Consider the following 19,050-nt stretch of genomic DNA (forward strand, 5'->3'; position numbering starts at 1 on the left):
CCTGCGGCCCGCCGGGCTCTCGTCGCGGCGTCCCGCCTCTCCCCGCTCCGGCTTCGCCGTCTCGGCCTTCGGGTGACGATCCCTCGCGCAGGGCCGGAGGGAGAGGGCGGCCGGCGCGGGGCGGGGGACGCTGGAGAGAAGGGAAAGTCACGATGTCGATGATATTCATAGGTGGATCACGCGAGATATTCGAGCTGCCGGAACCTGCCATCACTCGCATCGGCGCAATCGTTGCTGCCGAGCACGGCGTGCTGGTTGGCGACGCGCCCGGAGTCGATGCCGAGGCGCAGGGCCTGCTCGCGGGCTACGGCTACGACCATGTCGGGGTCTTCCATGCGGGCAAGGAACCCCGCAACAATTTGGGCGACTGGGCCGCCTACCATGTTCCTTCTCCTGAGGGCGCCGAAGGATACTGGTTCCACGCCGCCAAGGACCGGGAGATGGCGCGGCGCGCCGACTTTGGCATGATGGTCTGGGATGGCGCATCACCCGGCACGACCGTCAACGTGCTTCGGCTCGCCATCGCGAACAAGCCGTGCGTCATTTACGATCTGGCAAGGGGCAGCATGGCGACGACCTACAATGTGGAAGACTGGTGCGCCATGCTCCGCCATGCCGGTCCGGACATTCGCCGCCAAGCCGAAGCCCGCATGATGCCGGACGAGCGTCTGGCGTTGCCGGGATGATGTACGCGCGGTTCCGCGGATAGCCCGGTGGGTCCGATCTCCGATATGCTTGATCCGGCTCCGCGCCGCCTACTCACTTTTATGAACGGCCGGAGCCGGCCCTTTCGAAACCGGTCCACGCGCAGAGCCGCGGGGCGTGTGCGGATGATCATCTTGACCCGTCTCGCCTCTGAAGCGGGTGCAAGCGTGCCGAACACTGGCTTGCCGGGTCATCCAACCTGGCTGCGCGGTATCGTCCCCAGAGGGGCGTGAAGGCCGCTGCCAGCCGGCCCCGATCTCGAAACCGCTGTGCCGCCACACCGAACGCGGTAGGCGGTTCACGCGCCATTGCTGCTGTTCGATGTGTTGGCGATGCCGACGACACGACCCGAGAGGCTGCAGCCTGTTCCTGCGATCCGGCAGCGTTGCGTCGGCGGTCAAGCGATGGCGGCCTGAGTTCTTGTCCATCTGCCGCATCCGGGACCATTCCCGTTTCATGTCGCCTTTGTAGACGACCGCCTGCTTTGTGCGGTCAACCCCCGTTGGGGGTACACTCGGCGAATATTCAGGAAAATTCGATTTCTGTTTTTGTCTGCGGACAGGCGAAGGGCCTGCCCGCTTTTTCGGCAAATAGAATTTTCCAGAATTTTCGCCGAGATGACCGCAGCAGGACGGCCCTCTCCTTTGGCGCCATCGGGAATGGTCCCGATGCAACCGAAGGAGAACTAACATGGCCACCACGATCGCAAACCTCACCACCAAGGCCGACGGCTCGATGGAAGGGGTCTTCGCCACGCTCCGGGTCAATGCCCCGATCACCCTCATCCCGAACCCCAACAAATCGCGCGAGGACGCCCCCGACTACCGGATCGTCAACAAGCGCACGGGCTTCGAGATCGGAGCCGGCTGGCACCGCATCTCCCAGCGTTCGGGCGAGGAGTACCTCTCGGTCAAGTTGGAAGCCCCCGAGATCGGCGTCATCTTCGGCAATCTCGCTCCCGCCCCGGGTGGCGAGGAAAACAAGAAGGTCATCCTCTGGAACAACCCCCAGTGAGGCATCAGTGGCCGGCCCCGCAAGGGGCCGGCTCCCCACCGGCAATAGGAGGTTGCAATGAGCCGCTACACTATCACTGTCACTGGCACCGTCACCGGACAGGGCCGCTCGGACCCAGACGCTGTCATCGGCTACGATCCACCACTTCGAACCTACTTCCTGCAGGCGTTCCCACACGAAGAAACCGACGAGCCGGGTCTTTGGCTCGGCACCCACGATCGCGCGTTCGAAGCGCTTGAGGATCTTCACCGCGCAGCCATCTCACACGGCTACGACTTCATCCCGCTGTCGCCCAAACTGGCCGCAAAGCTGGTCGACGACAAAGCGGCAGCCAGCGGGCGTCCGGTGCGAGACACAATCCTCGGCCAGGTGCTGAAACACCTCAACCAACCCAAGTAGGCAAACACATCTCAGGGCCCGCGACGGAGTGTTCCGTCGCGGGCCCTTTTTTTGCGCGTCGCAAAGAGTCACAAACATCACCCGTCACAGCATGCGACAGCGACTCCATACCGCCGATTATTCCTTTGGCAGTTTGTGCTTATGAACGCGGATATAATCCTGCACGGCCTTTCGCAGCAGTTCGGTCATGCTGTGCCCGTTGCTGATCGCCAGCAACTTGAACTGGCGCTGCTCCACTGCCGTCAAATAGTACCCGCAGCGGATCATCTCCTCCTCGCGAATCTTCTTTCCGGCAATGGGGTCCTTTTTCTGACCCTGCCGCAGCAGCTTGCGGAAATCGGGCCTGACTGCCGGGGACGGCTTTGTCGGTTCCTTCATCTGTGGCGCAGCTTGCTCCTTGATCCCCGACGGCTCGGCCTTCGGTGGGATGAACATGCTCGGCAGTGCCGGCGGCTGCGTGAAAATCGCCTTCATCATGCGAGCTTTCTTGTCGTCACCCAGTTTCGGTGCGGTTTCGTCACTCATGCCGCGTTCCTTGTGGCTTCGATGAAGGTTTGCAGAAGGTCGTCGAAGACCCCTTCGCTCTCGGCAACCGCCTTCGCATCAGGCACCGCGGGGCTGTAAAGGGTCTGCCCGGTCTGAAGATCGCGGTACGCAACACGATTGTGCAGGACGTGTTCTGCAATGGGCGTGCCGTTGGCCTGGATGATGGCGCGCAGTTCGTTCAGGGCTCGCGCCCTGCCATCGATGATGGTCTGCTTGGTGAGCACGAATATCGCAGGCAGCGGTTTACCCCGGCTCTCGACCGCCAGCGGGATGTAGTGGTCGGTGACCTGGATGGCGGCGGTCACATCGTCGAGGGCAAAATAGACCGGCACGACGACAATATCGGCCGCGAAGATCCCGGCCATGAGGTTGTCATTTGTGGTGCCTTCCGTATCGATCAAGACGACAGAGCGCTCACCGTTGTGAATGGCTGCGGCGTCAAGGATTTCCTGCGGCGTCATCGCGCTCACAAGCTGGAGCCTGTCGGGACGATTGCCAGCCTCACCCAGCATCTGGAACCAGCGATTCATGTTCTGCCGCCGGTCCCCGTCGATAAGAGTGACCGAATAGCCCCGATGCAGCGCGACGGATGCGAGGGTGCGCAGCATCGTCGATTTGCCAGTGCCGCCCTTGGGGATCGCAGCGGAGATGATCATGGGGGCCTCCTTCCGGCGTGGGCTTCTTGTATCCATGTTAACATGGATACATGTCATCATGGACACATGGAATAATATCGCGGTCGAAACATGGTGACATTGTCGACGGGGAAGGCTGGTTTGGCAACCCAGGCGCGCATCCATAAGGGCTCGCTAAAGGTGCAGTTTTTGCGCAGCTGCTGTCTTCAGGAAAGAAGCGGTGGCCCATCGAGTGCGCATTTCCGACTAAGCTTTCCCGGCTGCGCATCAGAGGGGCCGATGTTCCTTGATAACATGGATACAAGTCGCCAATGCATCATAGACACATCGCATCAAATCACGATGGGAACATTTCGCCCGCGCTGCTGCCGCTGACAACTGCGCTGGAGAGAGAACCCCGCCCGTACCTACAATTCCACCTCTTTCCTATTGGATGGCTGGATAGCCTATTTTGTGATACACACAAAATAGGCGGCGCGGCCCTGACGGGCCTTAGCGCCCGCAAGCGGGCTTGAGAGATGGATGCAGACGTCCAGAAAGCAGCGGTAAAGAACGCGTCACGGCGCTACGGCGAGGTGACCCACATCCGGTTTTCGGCTGACGAGATGGCCAGCCTCAAAGCCATTGCGGAGCGCGATGGCGTAACGGTCAGCGAGGGGGTCCGACGTCTCGTGCGGGCAGAGACCGGGCATCTGCCGATCGCGTCAGAGGCGTTGCGGCCAACGATCGTGGAGATGACCGATCAGCTGCGGCGCGTCGGCATCAATTTCAATCAGGCGGTGCGCGCCATGAATGACGGCCGTGTTGCCCATGATGAGGATCTTGAGCAGGCGCTGATCGCCGTGGGTGACCTCGTGCGGCAGTTCCGCGAGGAACTAAAGGCGATGACCGTCGGACCCCGCAAGGCGAGGGAGGCCAGGCCATGAGCGATCGTCTTGCTGGCTACGCGGCCGAAATCGAACGCTATCTTCGAGGCGAGTCCGGCGTGAAGCGTGAGGAGCTGGACGACGACAAGTCCGTGACGGGCGCCCGACGCGCGGCCGGTGAATTCCAGGCGATGAAGAGTTATGAGGGGACCGGTGGCGGCGGACGCCTCGGGCAAGGACAAGCCGGCTCGACGGTAGGTGGAGGCAGGAATGCCCCTCGTTCGTCGGTGGGAGGGACAGGACTGGCGGGGAGCTCCATGTCCAACAGGGCACCGAAGTCCACTGCTGCTGTGAGCTCGCCCAAGGCCGCTAGCGCGCCGATCATGGTCTACGGCGCCACGCTCGCCGGTTTCCGGCCGGAAGAGGAGGAGGAAGACTGGAAGCGGCGCGGCGGCGGCGGCCGTGGCCGTGGAGCTGTTCGTCCGAGCGGTACAGGACGAGCGGTGCGGGCGGGCTATCAGGCGCGGGCCGTGGCGGCACGGGCAGGCTATGCGGCGGGCGCGCAACCTGGCGTGTTCAAGGTCATGCCCAATCCGCCGTCGACCAGGGAAGCCGCCGCTCGGCTGCTCAATTACATCGGAAAGCGCGAGGACGAAAAAGGCGAGAAACACGACATCGAGATTTTCGACGAGGACGGGCAGGTGCTTGCGACAGGCGGCGCACGAAAGGCGTTCCTGGAGACGTTTTGCGAGACGTTCGAACCGCCCTTGGAAAACACCAATTTTCTGGAGGTTCGTTTCGAGCTCGCCGGCGAGGTCACCGATGCCGCCTTGAGCGAGGCGCTGAACGAGGCCTTCGGTGCAAAACCGTTCGTCTATACGCAGGATGAAAAGACGGTGCAGGTTTACGCGCATACCGATGAGCGGGCAGGACCTATTGCGAGGGTCCTTGCCGGTGGTCGAGAAAATTCGCGCAGCAAGGCGCTCGACAAGATCGAGGCGCGTTTGTCTGAAGCTATGGGCGCGGCGGGGGTGGTCGCCAAGGCAGAGGTAACGGCGGCCGTGAGCCGTGAACCCAAAGCAAAATATTTCCTGCAGAAGTTCATCCGCACCCACAGCCAAGTCCGCCACGCAAATGGCGAGGTTGTGCCCGGGGTGAAGAATTCCACCAAGGCTGCGGCTTCGGTCTATGAGCAATGGAGCCCGCAGTTTTCGGGGCGTGAGCGGCGCAATGCCTATCACCTACTTTTCTCGGCAAGGGCCGGCACCGATGCCAACGCCGTCATGGCCGCGGCGCTCGCCGTGCTCGAGGAGCGCGCGCCAGGATACAAGTTCGTCCTGGCGCATCACAACGACACCAAGCACGTCCATATTCATGCAATGGTGCAGGCACGGTCAGCCGATGGCGAGCGTCTGAAATTCTACAAGCCAGATCTGGTCGCCTGGCGCGAGGCCTTTGCGGAAAAAGCACGCGAGAACGGCATTGCGATGGTGGCGACGCGGCGCATGGATCATGCGATGACGCGGCCATTCACCAAGGAGCATGCCGGAGCCTATAGCCGCGCCCAGAGCGATCCGCGCTACCAGGTCAGCGCCAGGACGATCGAGCGAGTGGAGGCCAAGCGGCAACGCCGTCTGGATGGGCAATCCCTTGTCGTGAACGGTGATGCAATCGCTGCCGCATGGCAAAAGACTGTGACGACGATGCGGACCGCGGGCATAGTCGGTCAGGCTCTCACGGCAGCGGAGTCGATCGGCAGCAATTTTCTGCGGTTCCGTCGCGATCGGACAGGTGAGGGGCAACCAGGTCCTGCCGCGGGTCGCGGAGCTGATCAATCGGGGCAGAAGTCTTTTCTGTCCCATCCCGGTATGAGAGAATTGAATGCACTGATAGGAGATTTGAACATGGCGCAAACCCCCTTGGAAATGCGGCGTCAGATGGCCCGCGTCAATCAGGCTCTGGACAACATGCGCGAGACGCTGCCGGCGGCGCATCAAGGACAGTTCGAACAGTATCGTGAAGAGGTCAACGACAAGATGCACGACCGTCTGGCGCGGCTGCAATTCGAGCGGCAGCAGCGTCGCCGTGGTGGCAGCGGCGACCCGATCCCCGAGCGCGAGGCGCGAGGGCGAGACCTTCCAACTCGGGACGATCCCCGCCAGCCGGAAGAGCCGCGCACCGGCACCGAGCAGGAGAAGGTGAGAGCCAAGCAGAAGGACGCGAACAAGCAGAAGGCGCGACAGTCGGAAGAGCAGGACCGGAAGACCCAGCGCTCAAACGATAACGACCACGAGCGTTGAGCAAGGGCCGACAGCGTCCTTGCGCGGTGGTTATCAAAACGAAGCATTCGTCGCGGGATGATCAGACCAGATGGCAGAAATGCGCCCTATCTCGGCGAGCGGCCTTGGACTGACGGTGTCCTCGTTCACCTCAATGTTCTCCTTCGACGATTGTCGCGCCCCGCAGAGTGGCCGGGCTTCAAAAGCGGACTCGGCTGACTAGGCCCTCGGCTTCGTGACTGGGAGGTGACCAGATTCCAAAGCCCACCTTTCTTGACATTGCCCGCCGCGCCGGGGTTGGCACGGCGACGGTTGAGCGCGTGCTGAACGGCAGGGGTGGCGTCACGCCTGCCACTGTCGAGAAGGTCGTCGCGGCCGCTCGCTCGCTCGACTATCCTCGGCGCTTGCCGGAAGCTCATCACGGGGTGATCAGGATCGAGGTCATCCTGGTGCGTCCGGACGCCACCTTCTTTGCCCGACTGTCTCGCGCTTTCGAGCGCATCGCCGCGACGCTCGATCGCTCCATCGCCGTCCACCGCACCTTTCTCGACGAGGCGGACCCGGCGGCGATCGCCAGGCGCATTCTTGATCCGGACATGCGCCGCGCCGGCCTCATCCTCGCAGTTCCCGACCACCCGCTGGTTGGCGCCGCCTTGAGGAAACTCGAGGCCGAAAACATCCCGACCGTGCAGATCGTCACTGAGATTTCCGGCACCAGCGGGGCCTATGTCGGTATCGACAATTATGCCGCCGGACGCATGGCAGGGCTGTTGTTGTCGCGCATGCAAAGGCGGCCAGGCAAGGTGGTGGCGGTCTGCCACAGCCAGATCTACCGCGTGCACCGCGACCGCGTGCGCGGCTTCTTCGACTACCTGATGCAGACGGCGACCGAACATTTCGAACCGATCGGGGCGCTGTTCGGTCATGACGATGGAGACCGCAACGCTGAGCAGCTTCTTGAAGCCTTGAAGCGCTGGCCCGACCTTGCCGGTCTCTATAATGCAGGCGGCGCCAATTCGGCGCTCAACGATGTCTTGCGCCGAGATCCGCTCGGACGCCAGGTCTTCTTCGTCGGCCACGAACTCACCGAGCGCAGCGCCGCTGCACTACGCGAGGGTACGATGGATGTCGTGCTCGACCAGGCCCCCGAGGCGCAGGCGAGGCGAGCCATGGACCTCGTGCTGGCGACATTGAACCTGCACGACCTGCAAGTCGAAAACCCGCCGATCCGCTTCGTCACCTTCACTGCCGAGAACCTTTGATCTGATTTGATCAAGGTAGAGCGAGCTTCGCCTCCGTCACGGTGCTACCTTCCTAACGGACGGCGATCGCAAATGAAGTTCGCCTCCTCATCCAGCCGCTTTGCGTCCGCCTTCCCCGTTGGGAGAAGAGGCTGGCGCCAAGCGCAGACGATCTCCCTTTCCCCTCGAGGAAAGGTCGGATTGCCAGAAATCGGTTGGCAACCCGGGTGAGAGGGCATTCTTCCACATGCAATGGCGCTCCGCGAAGGGGAGGACGACTAGTGACGAGACGGCTGACGGCCTACGATCTGAGGAGCGCCAAGGGCAGCCGCAAATGGCTGCAGCTTCACGTCGACACGCCGGCTGAGGCCGCCGCGGCTGTCGCCTGCGATATCGTAATCCTCTCGAGCGAGCCCGACCACAAGCTGGAATTGATCCGTGAGGCGGCGCCTTTCGCCTTCTTGTCGGTCGGCATGCCGCATGGCGCGGTCGCCTCGCCCGACGAGGCGGTACGGCTCGGCTTTGACATGATCAATCGCGGCGCCGACGCCGTCTATTGCTCGCATTCGCCGCGCTTCATCGAGGCGATGGCGGCGGAGGGCATTCCGGTTACCGGCCATGTCGGCCTGGTGCCGAACCGCGCCACCTGGACGAATTTTCGCGCCGTTGGAAAGACCGCAGAAGAAGCCTTCAAGGTGCTGCGCGCGGCCAAGGACCTTGAGAATGCCGGTGCCGCCTGCATCGAGGTCGAGGTCGTGCCGGTGCGGCTTGCCGATCACATCACGCGCTCGATCTCACTCATCACCATGGGCATGGGCTGCGGCAGCGCCTGCGACACGCAGTACCTATTTTCCAGGGACGTGCTCGGCACCCACACCGGTCACTATCCGCGCCACGCCAAACGCTATGCCGATTTCGTCACACTGGAGGCCGAACTGCAGGAGAAGCGCATCGCCGCCTTCCGCGCCTTCAGCCGCGATGTGACAGCTGGCGCCTATCCCGAAGCGAAGCACCAGGTCGACATGGACGATGCCGCCTATGACCGCTTCCTCACCCTTTCCCAATCCCTGTGAGAATGACATGGACGACCTGAAGTACGGCACGCGCAACAAAAGAGGCGACTGGGCTCCGAGCGAGCCGGCAGGCACCGCGCCGCTGTTCGCCTTTCCGCCGCGTCCGCTGGCGCTGCTGAAATGGCTGCCGCACTATTTCCTGCCCTACAATCTGCTGTTCGCGCTCTCGGCGGTCGCGTGGTGGCACTACGTGCTGCCCGACGTCGAGGTCATGAAAACGCTGAGCCTCGGATGGATCCTCAGGCTCTTCCTCGTCAACTGCGCGGCGCTGCTTGTCTTCTTCGGCGTCTTCGAGCTCCGGCTCTACATTTTGAGAGCCCAGGGCAATCGCTTCAAATACAACGGCAAATGGCCCTCCGAGCAGAAGAGCAAGGCTTTCTTCTTCGAGGACCAGAACCTTGACAACATGCTGCGTACCTTCGGCACCGGCATGCCGATCTGGACGGCGATCGAGGTCGCGATCCTCTACGCCTATGCCAACGGCTACGTGCCGTGGCTGACAGTCGCCGAGCATCCCGTCTACCTGGTTTGCCTGGCGCTGGTGGTGCCCATCATCCACGAGACGCATTTCTTCTTGCTGCACCGGGCAATCCACTGGCCGCCGCTCTACAAATGGGTGCATTCGGTGCACCACAACTCCGTCAACCCGTCGCCCTGGTCGTCGCTGTCGATGCACCCCGTCGAGCAGTTCGGCTATCTCGGCGTTGCACTCTGGCACCTGGTCATCCCGTCGAACCCGCTGCTTGCGCTCTACCAGCTCCACTATGCCGGCTTCGGCGCCATTCCCGGTCATGTCGGCTTCGACAAGGTCGAACTCGGCGAGGCCACCAGCATCGATAGCCACGCCTACATCCATTACCTCCATCACAAATATTTCGAGGTGAATTACGGCGACGGCCTCATCCCGTTCGACCGATGGTTGGGCACTTTCCACGACGGCAGCAAGGAAGGCGAGGCCCGCATGCAGGCCCGCTACGAGAAGAAGAAGGCGCGCGCCAACGCCGCCCATTGACAGCCCGACCAGACAGCCACGCGAGGCGTCCGCGCAAGCCATCCCGCAAGGGCCGGAAGTCAAAGGAGGGGTGAACCGGCACTCCATCCATAAGGGAGGAAAACCGTGAAGAAGCTTTTCATTTCGACCGCGTTGGCGGCCTTGATGTCGACCAATGCGATGGCTGCAAAAATTGGCGTCAGCATCGTCAACTTCGACAACAATTTTCAGACGTTGCTGAGGGACGGCATGCAGGCCCGCGCCAAGGAGAAGGGCGCCGGCATCCAGGTCGAGGACGCGCAGAATGACGTCGCCAAGCAACTCGACCAGGTGAAGAACTTCATCGCCACCGGCGTAGACGCCATCATCGTCACGCTGGTCGACACCAATGCGTCAAGGACGCTCAGCGAGGAAGCTGCCAAGGCCGGCATCCCACTGGTCTTCGTCAACCTCGAACCATCAGACATGGCGAGCCTGCCGGAGAAACAGGTCTATGTCGGCTCCAACGAGGTAGAGTCCGGCACGCTGGAAGCCTTCGAGGTGTGCAAGATGCTGCGCGCCAAGGGCAAGTCGGCAGGTGCCAAAGCCTACATCGTCATGGGCAGCCTCGTCCACCAGGCGGCCCTGCAGCGGACCAAGGATGTCGAGCAGATCTTCGGCACCGACATGTGCAACTTCATCAAGATCGTCGACAAGCAGTCGTCCGAATGGTCGCGCGACAATGCCCAGAACCTGATGACCAACTGGCTGACCGCCGGCGGCGCGCCGGATGCCGTCATCGCCAACAATGACGAATCCGCCATCGGTGCCATCCTGGCGCTCAAGGCCAACGGCGTCGACATGAAGAACGTCGTCGTCGGCGGCATCGACGCCACGCAGGACGGCTTGCAGGCGATGAAGGCCGGCGATCTCGCGGTCACCGTGTTCCAGAACGCCAAGGGCCAGGGTGGCGGCGGCGTCGACGCCGCACTCGCGCTGGCCAAGGGCGAGAAGGTCGACGGCGTCGTCTACGTGCCGTTCGAACTGGTGACCCTGGCCAACGCCGCCGACTACCTCAACAAGAACTGATCCCAGGACCGGGGCCTCCGGCCCGGCAACGCCGCCCGGCGGCCCGACCGCAACTCATAGAGGAAAAAATGTCCAGCTGGATCACCGTCTGCGGCCTCGACGATATCGAACAGGAAGGTGCCCGCCGTTTTGACCATGAAGGCCGTACCTACGCCATCTTCCGCTCGCCCGATGATGAAGTGTTCTGCACCGACGGCCTATGCACGCACGAAGCGGTACACATCGCCGACGGACTGGTCATGGATTACGAGGTCGAATGCCCCAAGCACGCGGGCGCCTTTGACTATCGCACCGGCGCGGCAAAGCGGCTGCCGCCTTGTGTCAATCTCAGGACCTATCCTGCAAGGGTCGAAGAGGGCTCCGTCCTGGTTGCGATGCCGGAGACAGGAGCCTGAGGCTTGGTGGGGCAGTCGACCTGCTCCCGTACCGCTTCGGTCAGTTAACTACTACGAAAGCGGCGTGCCTAAATGTCCGCTTCCGGCCCCGTTTCAGACATTCGTGACCGGCGTCATGATAAGAAGCGCCCATCACTGACCGGGGTCCACTGAGGGAAGCCGACCTTCCCCAGCCTTTCGCCAGGCACGGAGTCTTTGCCAACCACGCATTTGAAGCCTATGCTTCCCACATCGGCCGCCAGATCCTTCGGACGCAGCCGACAGTAAGAGGTACGTGCTCTTGCCCGTCAGGGAGAGAGCCATGCCGCAATCCCTTCTTCGCAATCGTGTATTGAAAACCCTCTCCCCAGGGGATTTCGCGCTACTGCAGCCGTCAATGCATCACGTCGAACTGGGCATCAAAGACCAGCTTGAGGTCTCGTATCAGCCGATAGAGCGCGTGTATTTTCCAGAGATGGGCATCGCTTCAGTGGTCGCCACGATGACCGGCGGGCGGCAAAGCGAAGTCGGCATCGTCGGCCACGACGGCATGACAGGAGTTGCCGTTATTCTCGGCCAGGACAGGTCTCCCAATGAAACTTATATCCAGGTCGCAGGCAATGGCTGGATCCTCCCGGTTGAAGCTCTTCGTTCTGCAATTGCGGCAAGCCAGTCCCTTCGCGAGTCACTGCTTCGCTATGCCCACGCGTTCCTCGTCTAGTCGTCCCGGACGGCACTGGTCAACGGCCATTCGAAAATCGAGGAGCGGTTGGCCCGCTGGTTGCTGATGGTCCAAGACCGCGCCGAAGGAAACAAGATTTACCTGACGCATGAATTTCTGGCGACCATGCTTGGCGCCCGGCGCCCTGGCGTTACCACCGCTCTCCAAATGCTTGAATATCGGGGGTTGGTTCACGCCAAGCGCGGCGAGATCACGATTGTCGACCGCGTTGGAATGATCCAGCTCACACATGGTGCTTACGGAGAGGAGGAGCAAAGTCACTTCGGCCTAACCTCCGCCTGATTGTCCTGAATCGGACAGAGCCTCACAGGCTGTCGAATTGGTGCCATAAATCGAGTTGGTCAGGGTTCAGGGAGGAATTTTCGATGACCAACACTTTTCACGCCGTCACGGTTGAAAGGGCTGCCGAAGCCTATGTTCTCTCCAGAGGCAAGGCCCACTTCCTCTCCATCGCCCAGGCGATCCGCGCCATCCGGACGCTCATGCCGACATGCAGGGCCACCGACCGTGAGTTGGAGGAGCTGTTGGCGGCGGCTTCTATCGTTCACGGCGTGCCCGTCGCTTTCGATGCAAAAACGGCCGATGGTGTAAAACCACGGCTCCATTCGTAGGCCACATATGTCTGCGCTCGCGCAGATGCCCACCCTGTCGGACGTTCGCCAAGCGATTGTCCGGCACCTGATCGACAATGTCGACAACCCATGCGTTTCGATATCCGAGGTTAGGCAGATCTTGAGGACAATGTTTCCGGTGTGCGAACTCACGGATTGGGAACTTGGCGATCTTGTTGCGCGAAGCGCAATCGAGGCGGGATTTGCGATTGAATTCGGCGCCGCGGATTTTTGAAACACCTGTTGAGGCATGTGTCGTCGAGGATTGCGGCGACTAGGTCACGATAGACAAGGACCTCTCCGCCGCATCGGAATGGTAGCCTACCCATCGACTACATCAGGCAAAGTATCTTCGACGACGCTCAAATTTCGATCGAAAGCCTCGGTGTCGGATGCGTGGGCTCGGAGAGATCGCACCTTGTTCAGCATCGCCGCAACCGCCGCTTCTTTTTGGGGGGCTATGCGTGTTGTTACCGCTTTGGCCGCCAACGCGGAAAAATCTATGGCGGCATAGACTGGTGCGACTGCAGCGTCGGTTGCTTTCGGCCGTTCTTTTGCGATTGCGCGCCGGCCCGGTGGCGGAGCTAAACGGCCAGCTTTTGCGGCAAATGTCGCGCCGCGTAGCAGGCGAGTCTGCAAAAGGCCTGATCGGTACGCGGGTGCTGTCGGCACAATCGTCGGGGGTGCCGGAGATCGAACCGCAGAAGAGTCCAACGCGGGGCTTTTCGTGCGCGAAGCGTCGATAGAGGCGGGCAGGGGCATGAACGCGCGTTTGGCCAGCTGGCCGTCGGCGAAATAGAAATTGCGCGTGCCGAGGATTGGCAGTTCGCCGCGCGGCAATATGATGACCTTGTTCTTGTCGAGCGTACGGATTTCATCCGGCCGCATCAAGGGCCGTCGCACTTCCTTGCGGTGGACCGAGCGCGTGTAATAGGTGTCGAACAACGTTGCCTTGGTGCGCGTCACGTCCTTTTGCACATCCGACGTTTCGCCGAGCTGCTCGGAAACGTAGCGCAGATCGTCGGCGTCCTGCGCACCGAAAAAGATCTGCACACGAGCGGCGTTGATGAGCGTCTTGCGCCCTTCCTGGCGATAAATCTCGTCGACAGCCTTCAGCGACTGCACGAAAAACCACATGGAAACGCCGTTGCCGCCGAGCACGCTCGCCATTTCGGTGACGTTTTCAAGCTTGCCGAGGTTCTGGAACTCGTCGAGCAGCACAAGTACCGGATGCTCGCCGGGCTGCGGCAGACTTTCCGACATGAAGTTCATCATCTGCGTGATCAGGACGTTGAACAAAGGTCCAAGCGACGTAATCTGCTCACGCCGCACGTCGAGATAGAGAGACATCCGATCACGCTTGAGCTTGCGAATATCGAACGTGCTGCGCGACGTAGCTCGCATCAGGCGCTCGTTGAGAAAAGGGGCCATGCCGGTGCGAACGCCAGCGTAGATTCCGGAAAATTGCCGCTCTGACATCTCAAAATACGGCAACAAGGTTTGCAGCGTGAAATGCGAGCATTCGCGGCGGCGTTCCTCGCGCAGCGAGCCGATGAACTCCAGGAGCGGCTGCTCCGCACCGTTCATGATCTCAAGGGTTGTGGCGAAGGTCTTCTTCTCGTTCGGGATTGCAGGCGATTCCATGACGAAGGACGCGATGCCGGTGAAAAGGAGGCGGGCATCGTTGACCCAATAGGGATCCGCGTTCGAAGGGGGGCGCGGAAACAGCGCCGCAGCGATATTGCGAAGGTCGATGTCGCGCTGCGCCGAATCCAGCGAGATGAAGTCCATCGGATTGTAGCATGCGGTATTGCCGTCCGGATCAGCCGGCGCAAAACGTACCACGCGGCTCATGGTTGAACGATAACCGGCAGTCGCCGCATAAGTCTCGCCCCGCAGATCAAGAACCACGAGCGAATGCGGCCAGGTCAGGGCGTTCGGTATGATGAGAGACGTGCCTTTACCAGAGCGCGGCGGCCCTATGACGAAGCCGCCGACATCATCGCCATCAATCCACAATTTCTTGCCGCCGATCAGCTTGCGCTGCGTCAAGCGAATCTTGCCGGAGCGCTGATCGCGGCCCGGCGACAGAATTTCGGCAAGCCTGCCGCCCACTCGACCGACGAAGACGCCGCCCATTTTTGTCAGCCCGGTTTTTGAAACGTCGCTCATCGTCATGAAGCGAGAGTCATTGCGCTTTCTCGGGCGCATCAGAAACAGGCCGACCAGTGGCAAGAGAAACCCAAAAACTCCCGCCGCAATGGCGTATTGCACCCGGTCAAAATTTCTCGCGGTCACGTCAGCCCAGGCTAGCCGAACAACCAGCAAGGGATTGGCGTTCAGCTGATCGAACAGGACGTGGGAGCCAGTCCGGTACCAATCCGTCGCGGCATAGGCGACCGTGAAGAGCAGGACGCCCAGGGCCAGCGCCATAAGCATCATGAAAATTGCTGTTGCGACTTTCTGCATGGGTGGCTCGCTAGATCGTCTCGGCTTTGGTGAACTTGATCTCGCTGATGCCGCGTCGTCCGCCTTCAGTGCGGACCATCTGGACGACCACCGGAATGACCTCGCGCAAGTAGTCGAGGATTTCGCTTCGTGAGAGGCCCGTACTGCCCTGCATGACCATGAGCGCCAGCCGCTCGTAGGCGGACCGGGCGGAATTGGCATGGACGGTGGTGAGCGAACCCGGGTGGCCGGTGTTGATCGCCTGGAGGAAGGCGAAGGTTTCAGCGCCGCGCAACTCGCCCAACAGCAGACGGTCGGGCCGCATGCGAAGCGAGGCTTCGAGCAGCTGCTGCGCGGAGACCTTGGCAAGGCCCTGGTCGCCCTTCGAGGCTATCAGGGTGACGTTGTTGGGAGCCGGCAGCCGCAGTTCGCGGGTGTCTTCGATCGTGATGATCCGTTCGTGGGCCGGGATCTCCTTCAGAAGTGCATTCAAAAACGTCGTCTTGCCGGTCGACGTACCGCCTGAAACGACGATCGAGACGCGGTTGCGCACCGCATATTGCAGGAACTCCATCGGCGACGTGTCGTGCAACGTCTCGACAAGTCGCTTTTCTTCGGTTGAAAGCGACAGGCCGCTGCCCATCGCCGTGTTCTCGAATGCGCCGAGATCGTTGTAGGCAGCAAGGCTCATATCCATGATGACCTGCTTGCGGATCGAAATCGCCCCGCCTTCCGGAGCCGCCGGCGGCAAGATGCATTGGATCCGCTCGCCCGAGGGCAAAGCAGCCGACAGCACCGGCTTTTCTTCGTTGATGACCTGATTTGTCGCCGAGGCAACGCCGGTCGAGATATGCCTAATCCAGCCGGGCGTGACCTCGCGCTTGACGACGCGCTCCATTTCCTTCGCGCCGAGGCGTTCGATGAACAATTCACCCGGCCTGTTGATCGCAATCTCGGAGACCGCATCTTCGTTCAAATAGAACCATATCGGCTCCAGATGAGCGCGCAGGACCGGGGCTCTCGCCCAAGGGTCGGGGAGGGGATGCACGGCGTTCATTTCACCGGGTTCCCATAGCCGGGATAGAAATGATCCTTCGGCGTGCCGTAGAGAGGCGTCGGATCGATCGCCGTCTTCGGCTGCCCGCCTGCCTTCAGGCGTGCAACTTCTTCCTGAACGGGATCGGCGTACAAATCTGAGAAATCGAGATCTCGCCGCACCAGCACGACGATCGATGTGCCCTGGTCGACGTAAACCGTCGGGCCAATGTTCTGCGTATCACGAAACGCCTCTTGCGCGAGTTGCTGCAGGGCGGTCGATGATTTGTCGAAGGCGATGCTACGCGCGTCGCGTTGCGAGCCATTGCCACCATAAGTTACGGTGGTGGTCTCGCCGGTTACGGGATCGATCGTCGACACCTGGCGCTGTTGTCCATCCTGGCTGCGATCTCCAAGCGAGGACAGATATTCAGAGACGCCGACGACGACGGAAAGCATGATGGCGTTGCCATAGCGTTCAAGCCAGTGCGTATCGACACGGCCGCCCATTCCACCGCGGCCAAGCGCATCTGCGCCAGGCGACTTGATATCGACGGAAATGCCGTCCGAGCGGATAACCCTGCTCCAGACGATGAAAACACGCTTCTGGCCGCGCGCGAGCCCTGAGCGGTATTCCCCGGTCAGCCGCGAGCCCTTCGGAATGAGGATCCGCCTGCCGTCGAGCGAGAAGACATTCTCACGCACGACTGCGCGCACGGCGCCGGGAAGGTCGGTGTTGATCGCGGTTTCCAAATAGCCGCGAATGATCGTTCCGTCGGGGATCAACGCATCGGTACGCCGGAAGACCCTGGCTTTGACGATGCCGGAAGAACTTGCCTCAGACTGCGCCAGGAATGCCTTGTTGGGATCACTGTCGGCACCGGGGACCGGGATGATCTGACCATCGGGCGCGATTTCGACCTGTGCCGCCTGGGCGCCGACATCCGTCGAGCCGGTTTGATCATTCGTCACCATCTGGTTCGACCGCAGGCGTTCCCACACCGCTTTTTCATGCTCAGCGGCCTCTGCCTTACGGCGAGCCTCGTCCTCAGCCGCGGCCTTGCGGCGAGCTTCGTCCGCCTCGGCCTTGCGGCGAGCCTCCTCGGCAGCCATTTGTGTCTCCAGCGCGCGCCGCTGCGCGTCAAGGTCCGAGCCCTCCTGCACCGTCTGATCGACATTGTCAGCCTGTTGCGTGCCACCCTGGTCGGCGGCCGGTGGCGGCACCACGATCTGGTCGATCGTGCTGTCGGCAGGTTGCGGCGGTTCGTTCAACGCCGGCGGGCGGAACTCGGGCGGGTTGAAGTTTTCCTCGCCATTGCTGCGAACATCGCGCGATACCGGCTCTCGAGGCCAGTTCAGCCATATCAGCGCGCCAACCAGCACCACGCCGAGGCCGACCAGGGCGATCCTGGTACCCACGCCCGCACCGCGGCGCGCGACCGTCGGGCTGCCGTCCAGCTGGTTATAGTCGATCTGGGTCATTACCGTCCTCCGCTGGATCCGAACAGGGTGGAACCGCCCGTCAGTTTCGTTGGACCGTAGACCTGCTCGACTGGATCGATAGCGTTGGGTTGCGCCCGGTTGTAGAGGCAGAGCGTCTTGCCATCGGCCCGCAAGGTGAATTGCCGTGCGACCTTGTCGATGACTGTGTATTTGCCCTGAGTACGAACGTTGACCAGCGACTCATGGCGCTTGTCGTCGACAACGAAAATCGCCGGAATGTCGCCCTTGAACTCCAGAAACAGCTTGGTGCCGTCGTCGAATACGGTGCGCGGCTTCAAGCTGTCGTCGCCCTTGTAGGCGTAGTCGTAATTGAGATCGGCATAGTTCAGGTCCTTCAAATCCGGATCGGCGGCGCTCTCCTTGGCCTGTGAGAGCAGGCGCGCGTTGACATCCTCATCCGGGTATTTGAACCGGACCTGGAAGGATGCCCGGTCCCGGTCATTGTCAGTCGCCTGCAGCAGTAGGGAATAGACGCGCCGGTTGGTGACCACGTTGACGTTGGTCCAAGCATCGCGCTCCAGCGGCTTGACGAACAGAAACCGCGATCCGCGTTTGGGGATGATCGACCAGCCTTTCGTGTCGCCAGCCGACACGGTTTCGATGACTTCGGTCGGACTGAGCTCGACCATCGTGGAAATCCCAAGAGCGGCGCGCACCGACGTCACGTCGTCGTTGTTGAAGGTGACATATCGGATGCGGCCGTCGCGTGCGGCCGCGCCGTGCATTGTGCCGAGCAGAATGGCGGCCGACAGGGCGAGGCTTACGCGCCATCTCATTGCAGGCTCCCAGCGGCCGGTGCCGATTCCTGGTCGCGGCGATAATCCGTGACCTGAAATCCCAGCGGGTTGTCGAAACGCCATTCGTTCTTGAGCGGCGTTGAGGTGTAGCGGAACTTTATCACCGCCACCCAATTGTCGGCGGTCGACGAATTGTCCCGCCGCGTCGTCGTGGCAAAGCGCACCGAGGCTGTGTTGCGATTGAGCAGGGAAACCGATTTGATCTCGACCGAGACAGTGACATTGCGGCCAAAAATCTTGTCCAGCGATTGCGGGTTTGCAGGCGTATAAAGCCACGTCAAATCCTTGGACGCGGCATCGGTGGAATAGAGCTGTGCCAGGTCGTAATTCTGTTTCAGTTCACGGGAGTCGTAGGTTTCGCGGGCCCTGATGTAGCGCACCAGATTGGCGGCCGTGACGGCCTCGTTCTGCGACAAATCTCCAGGCTTCAGCGCGCGCATGATCTCGAGGTAGCCCGTCGATTTGTCGACCTCGACAACATATGGTTCGAACTGCCGGAGCGGCAGTATCAGCACGAGCGCCAGCAGCGACAGCACCGCAACCAGTCCGGAAACGCCGCTGACGATCCAGGCCAATGTGCGCGATCGACGCATTGACCTGTGCGTGTCGTCTTCCCAAGTCGCGGCAGCTCTGTAATAGCGCTTGTCTACGACTTCACTGCTGTTGCTAGCAGCTGTTTCCATTGGAGTTGACACTTTACTATTGCCTCGTTTCCGCGACGCA

The 19,050-nt window shown here is 61.4% G+C and carries 20 protein-coding genes; 13 read left to right on the forward strand and 7 right to left on the reverse strand.

The window, feature by feature from the left end; all coding sequences use genetic code 11:
* Window positions 1-152 precede the first annotated feature (152 nt).
* The 3 genes from NKI29_RS25695 (at window position 153) to NKI29_RS25705 (ending at window position 2,118) form a co-directional block, all read left to right on the forward strand.
* Window positions 153-686, forward strand: a complete 534-nt coding sequence (locus NKI29_RS25695; protein ID WP_352797609.1) for a hypothetical protein — start codon at window positions 153-155, stop codon at window positions 684-686.
* Window positions 687-1,395: 709 nt separating this feature from the next.
* On the forward strand, window positions 1,396-1,719 hold the full coding sequence (locus NKI29_RS25700) for a DUF736 domain-containing protein (protein WP_352778180.1): 324 nt from the start codon (window positions 1,396-1,398) through the stop codon (window positions 1,717-1,719).
* A gap of 57 nt (window positions 1,720-1,776) precedes the next feature.
* The gene (locus NKI29_RS25705) at window positions 1,777-2,118 is read left to right on the forward strand and encodes a hypothetical protein (RefSeq protein ID WP_352797612.1); all 342 of its coding nucleotides are present in this window, start codon (window positions 1,777-1,779) and stop codon (window positions 2,116-2,118) included.
* Window positions 2,119-2,235: 117 nt separating this feature from the next.
* Here the strand turns inward: NKI29_RS25705 and NKI29_RS25710 are convergent, their stop codons facing one another.
* Both NKI29_RS25710 and NKI29_RS25715 read right to left on the reverse strand, forming a co-directional pair.
* Window positions 2,236-2,643: a hypothetical protein gene (locus NKI29_RS25710; protein ID WP_352797614.1), complete on the reverse strand. Its 408-nt coding sequence runs from the start codon at window positions 2,641-2,643 to the stop codon at window positions 2,236-2,238.
* Window positions 2,640-3,320, reverse strand: coding sequence for a nucleotide-binding protein (locus NKI29_RS25715; RefSeq protein WP_352797616.1), 681 nt, complete (start codon window positions 3,318-3,320; stop codon window positions 2,640-2,642). The genes NKI29_RS25710 and NKI29_RS25715 overlap by 4 nt, the downstream gene beginning before the upstream one ends.
* A 497-nt stretch (window positions 3,321-3,817) precedes the next feature.
* Here NKI29_RS25715 and NKI29_RS25720 point away from each other — a divergent pair, with 497 nt between their 5' ends.
* The 10 genes from NKI29_RS25720 to NKI29_RS25765 all read left to right on the forward strand — a co-directional run bounded on the left by NKI29_RS25720 (window position 3,818) and on the right by NKI29_RS25765 (window position 12,544).
* The gene (locus tag NKI29_RS25720) at window positions 3,818-4,225 is read left to right on the forward strand and encodes a plasmid mobilization protein (protein ID WP_352778189.1); all 408 of its coding nucleotides are present in this window, start codon (window positions 3,818-3,820) and stop codon (window positions 4,223-4,225) included.
* Window positions 4,226-4,866: 641 nt separating this feature from the next.
* Window positions 4,867-6,465: a relaxase/mobilization nuclease domain-containing protein gene (locus NKI29_RS25725; RefSeq protein WP_352797618.1), complete on the forward strand. Its 1,599-nt coding sequence runs from the start codon at window positions 4,867-4,869 to the stop codon at window positions 6,463-6,465.
* A gap of 233 nt (window positions 6,466-6,698) precedes the next feature.
* Complete coding sequence (locus NKI29_RS25730; RefSeq protein WP_352797764.1) at window positions 6,699-7,706, forward strand: LacI family DNA-binding transcriptional regulator; 1,008 nt, start codon at window positions 6,699-6,701, stop codon at window positions 7,704-7,706.
* A gap of 260 nt (window positions 7,707-7,966) precedes the next feature.
* Window positions 7,967-8,758: a 3-methyl-2-oxobutanoate hydroxymethyltransferase gene (locus tag NKI29_RS25735; protein WP_352797620.1), complete on the forward strand. Its 792-nt coding sequence runs from the start codon at window positions 7,967-7,969 to the stop codon at window positions 8,756-8,758.
* A gap of 7 nt (window positions 8,759-8,765) precedes the next feature.
* Window positions 8,766-9,770 (forward strand): sterol desaturase family protein, encoded by a 1,005-nt coding sequence (locus NKI29_RS25740; RefSeq protein WP_352797623.1) that lies wholly within the window; start codon window positions 8,766-8,768, stop codon window positions 9,768-9,770.
* Window positions 9,771-9,875: 105 nt separating this feature from the next.
* Window positions 9,876-10,817 carry a substrate-binding domain-containing protein gene (locus NKI29_RS25745; protein WP_352797626.1) on the forward strand — a complete coding sequence of 314 codons (942 nt, stop codon included), beginning with the start codon at window positions 9,876-9,878 and terminating at the stop codon, window positions 10,815-10,817.
* A gap of 68 nt (window positions 10,818-10,885) precedes the next feature.
* Entirely contained in the window at window positions 10,886-11,212 is a 327-nt protein-coding gene (locus NKI29_RS25750; RefSeq protein WP_352797628.1) for a MocE family 2Fe-2S type ferredoxin, read from the forward strand.
* 301 nt (window positions 11,213-11,513) lie between these two features.
* Complete coding sequence (locus tag NKI29_RS25755; protein ID WP_352797630.1) at window positions 11,514-11,912, forward strand: cyclic nucleotide-binding domain-containing protein; 399 nt, start codon at window positions 11,514-11,516, stop codon at window positions 11,910-11,912.
* A 48-nt stretch (window positions 11,913-11,960) separates the two neighbouring features.
* Window positions 11,961-12,215, forward strand: a complete 255-nt coding sequence (locus NKI29_RS25760) for a helix-turn-helix domain-containing protein (RefSeq protein ID WP_352797632.1) — start codon at window positions 11,961-11,963, stop codon at window positions 12,213-12,215.
* Between the two features lie 83 nt (window positions 12,216-12,298).
* Window positions 12,299-12,544 carry a hypothetical protein gene (locus NKI29_RS25765; RefSeq protein WP_352797634.1) on the forward strand — a complete coding sequence of 82 codons (246 nt, stop codon included), beginning with the start codon at window positions 12,299-12,301 and terminating at the stop codon, window positions 12,542-12,544.
* 321 nt (window positions 12,545-12,865) lie between these two features.
* On the opposite strand, the gene NKI29_RS25770 is transcribed toward NKI29_RS25765, so the two are convergent.
* The 5 genes from NKI29_RS25770 to NKI29_RS25790 are packed head-to-tail and all read right to left on the reverse strand — an operon-like array spanning window position 12,866 to window position 19,010.
* Window positions 12,866-15,013: a type IV secretory system conjugative DNA transfer family protein gene (locus NKI29_RS25770; protein WP_352797635.1), complete on the reverse strand. Its 2,148-nt coding sequence runs from the start codon at window positions 15,011-15,013 to the stop codon at window positions 12,866-12,868.
* 10 nt (window positions 15,014-15,023) lie between these two features.
* On the reverse strand, window positions 15,024-16,049 hold the full coding sequence (virB11, locus tag NKI29_RS25775) for a P-type DNA transfer ATPase VirB11 (protein WP_352797637.1): 1,026 nt from the start codon (window positions 16,047-16,049) through the stop codon (window positions 15,024-15,026).
* Window positions 16,046-17,509 (reverse strand): type IV secretion system protein VirB10, encoded by a 1,464-nt coding sequence (gene virB10 / locus NKI29_RS25780; RefSeq protein WP_352797639.1) that lies wholly within the window; start codon window positions 17,507-17,509, stop codon window positions 16,046-16,048. The genes virB11 and virB10 overlap by 4 nt, the downstream gene beginning before the upstream one ends.
* The gene (locus NKI29_RS25785) at window positions 17,509-18,306 is read right to left on the reverse strand and encodes a TrbG/VirB9 family P-type conjugative transfer protein (protein ID WP_352797641.1); all 798 of its coding nucleotides are present in this window, start codon (window positions 18,304-18,306) and stop codon (window positions 17,509-17,511) included. The genes virB10 and NKI29_RS25785 overlap by 1 nt, the downstream gene beginning before the upstream one ends.
* A complete protein-coding gene (locus tag NKI29_RS25790) occupies window positions 18,303-19,010 on the reverse strand; it encodes a VirB8 family type IV secretion system protein (RefSeq protein WP_352797643.1) in 708 nt (235 codons plus the stop codon). Before NKI29_RS25790 ends, NKI29_RS25785 begins: the two co-directional genes overlap by 4 nt.
* Window positions 19,011-19,050: the final 40 nt, after the last annotated feature.

Source organism: Mesorhizobium sp. M0678 (assembly GCF_040320505.1).
Classification (GTDB): Bacteria; Pseudomonadota; Alphaproteobacteria; order Rhizobiales; family Rhizobiaceae; genus Mesorhizobium.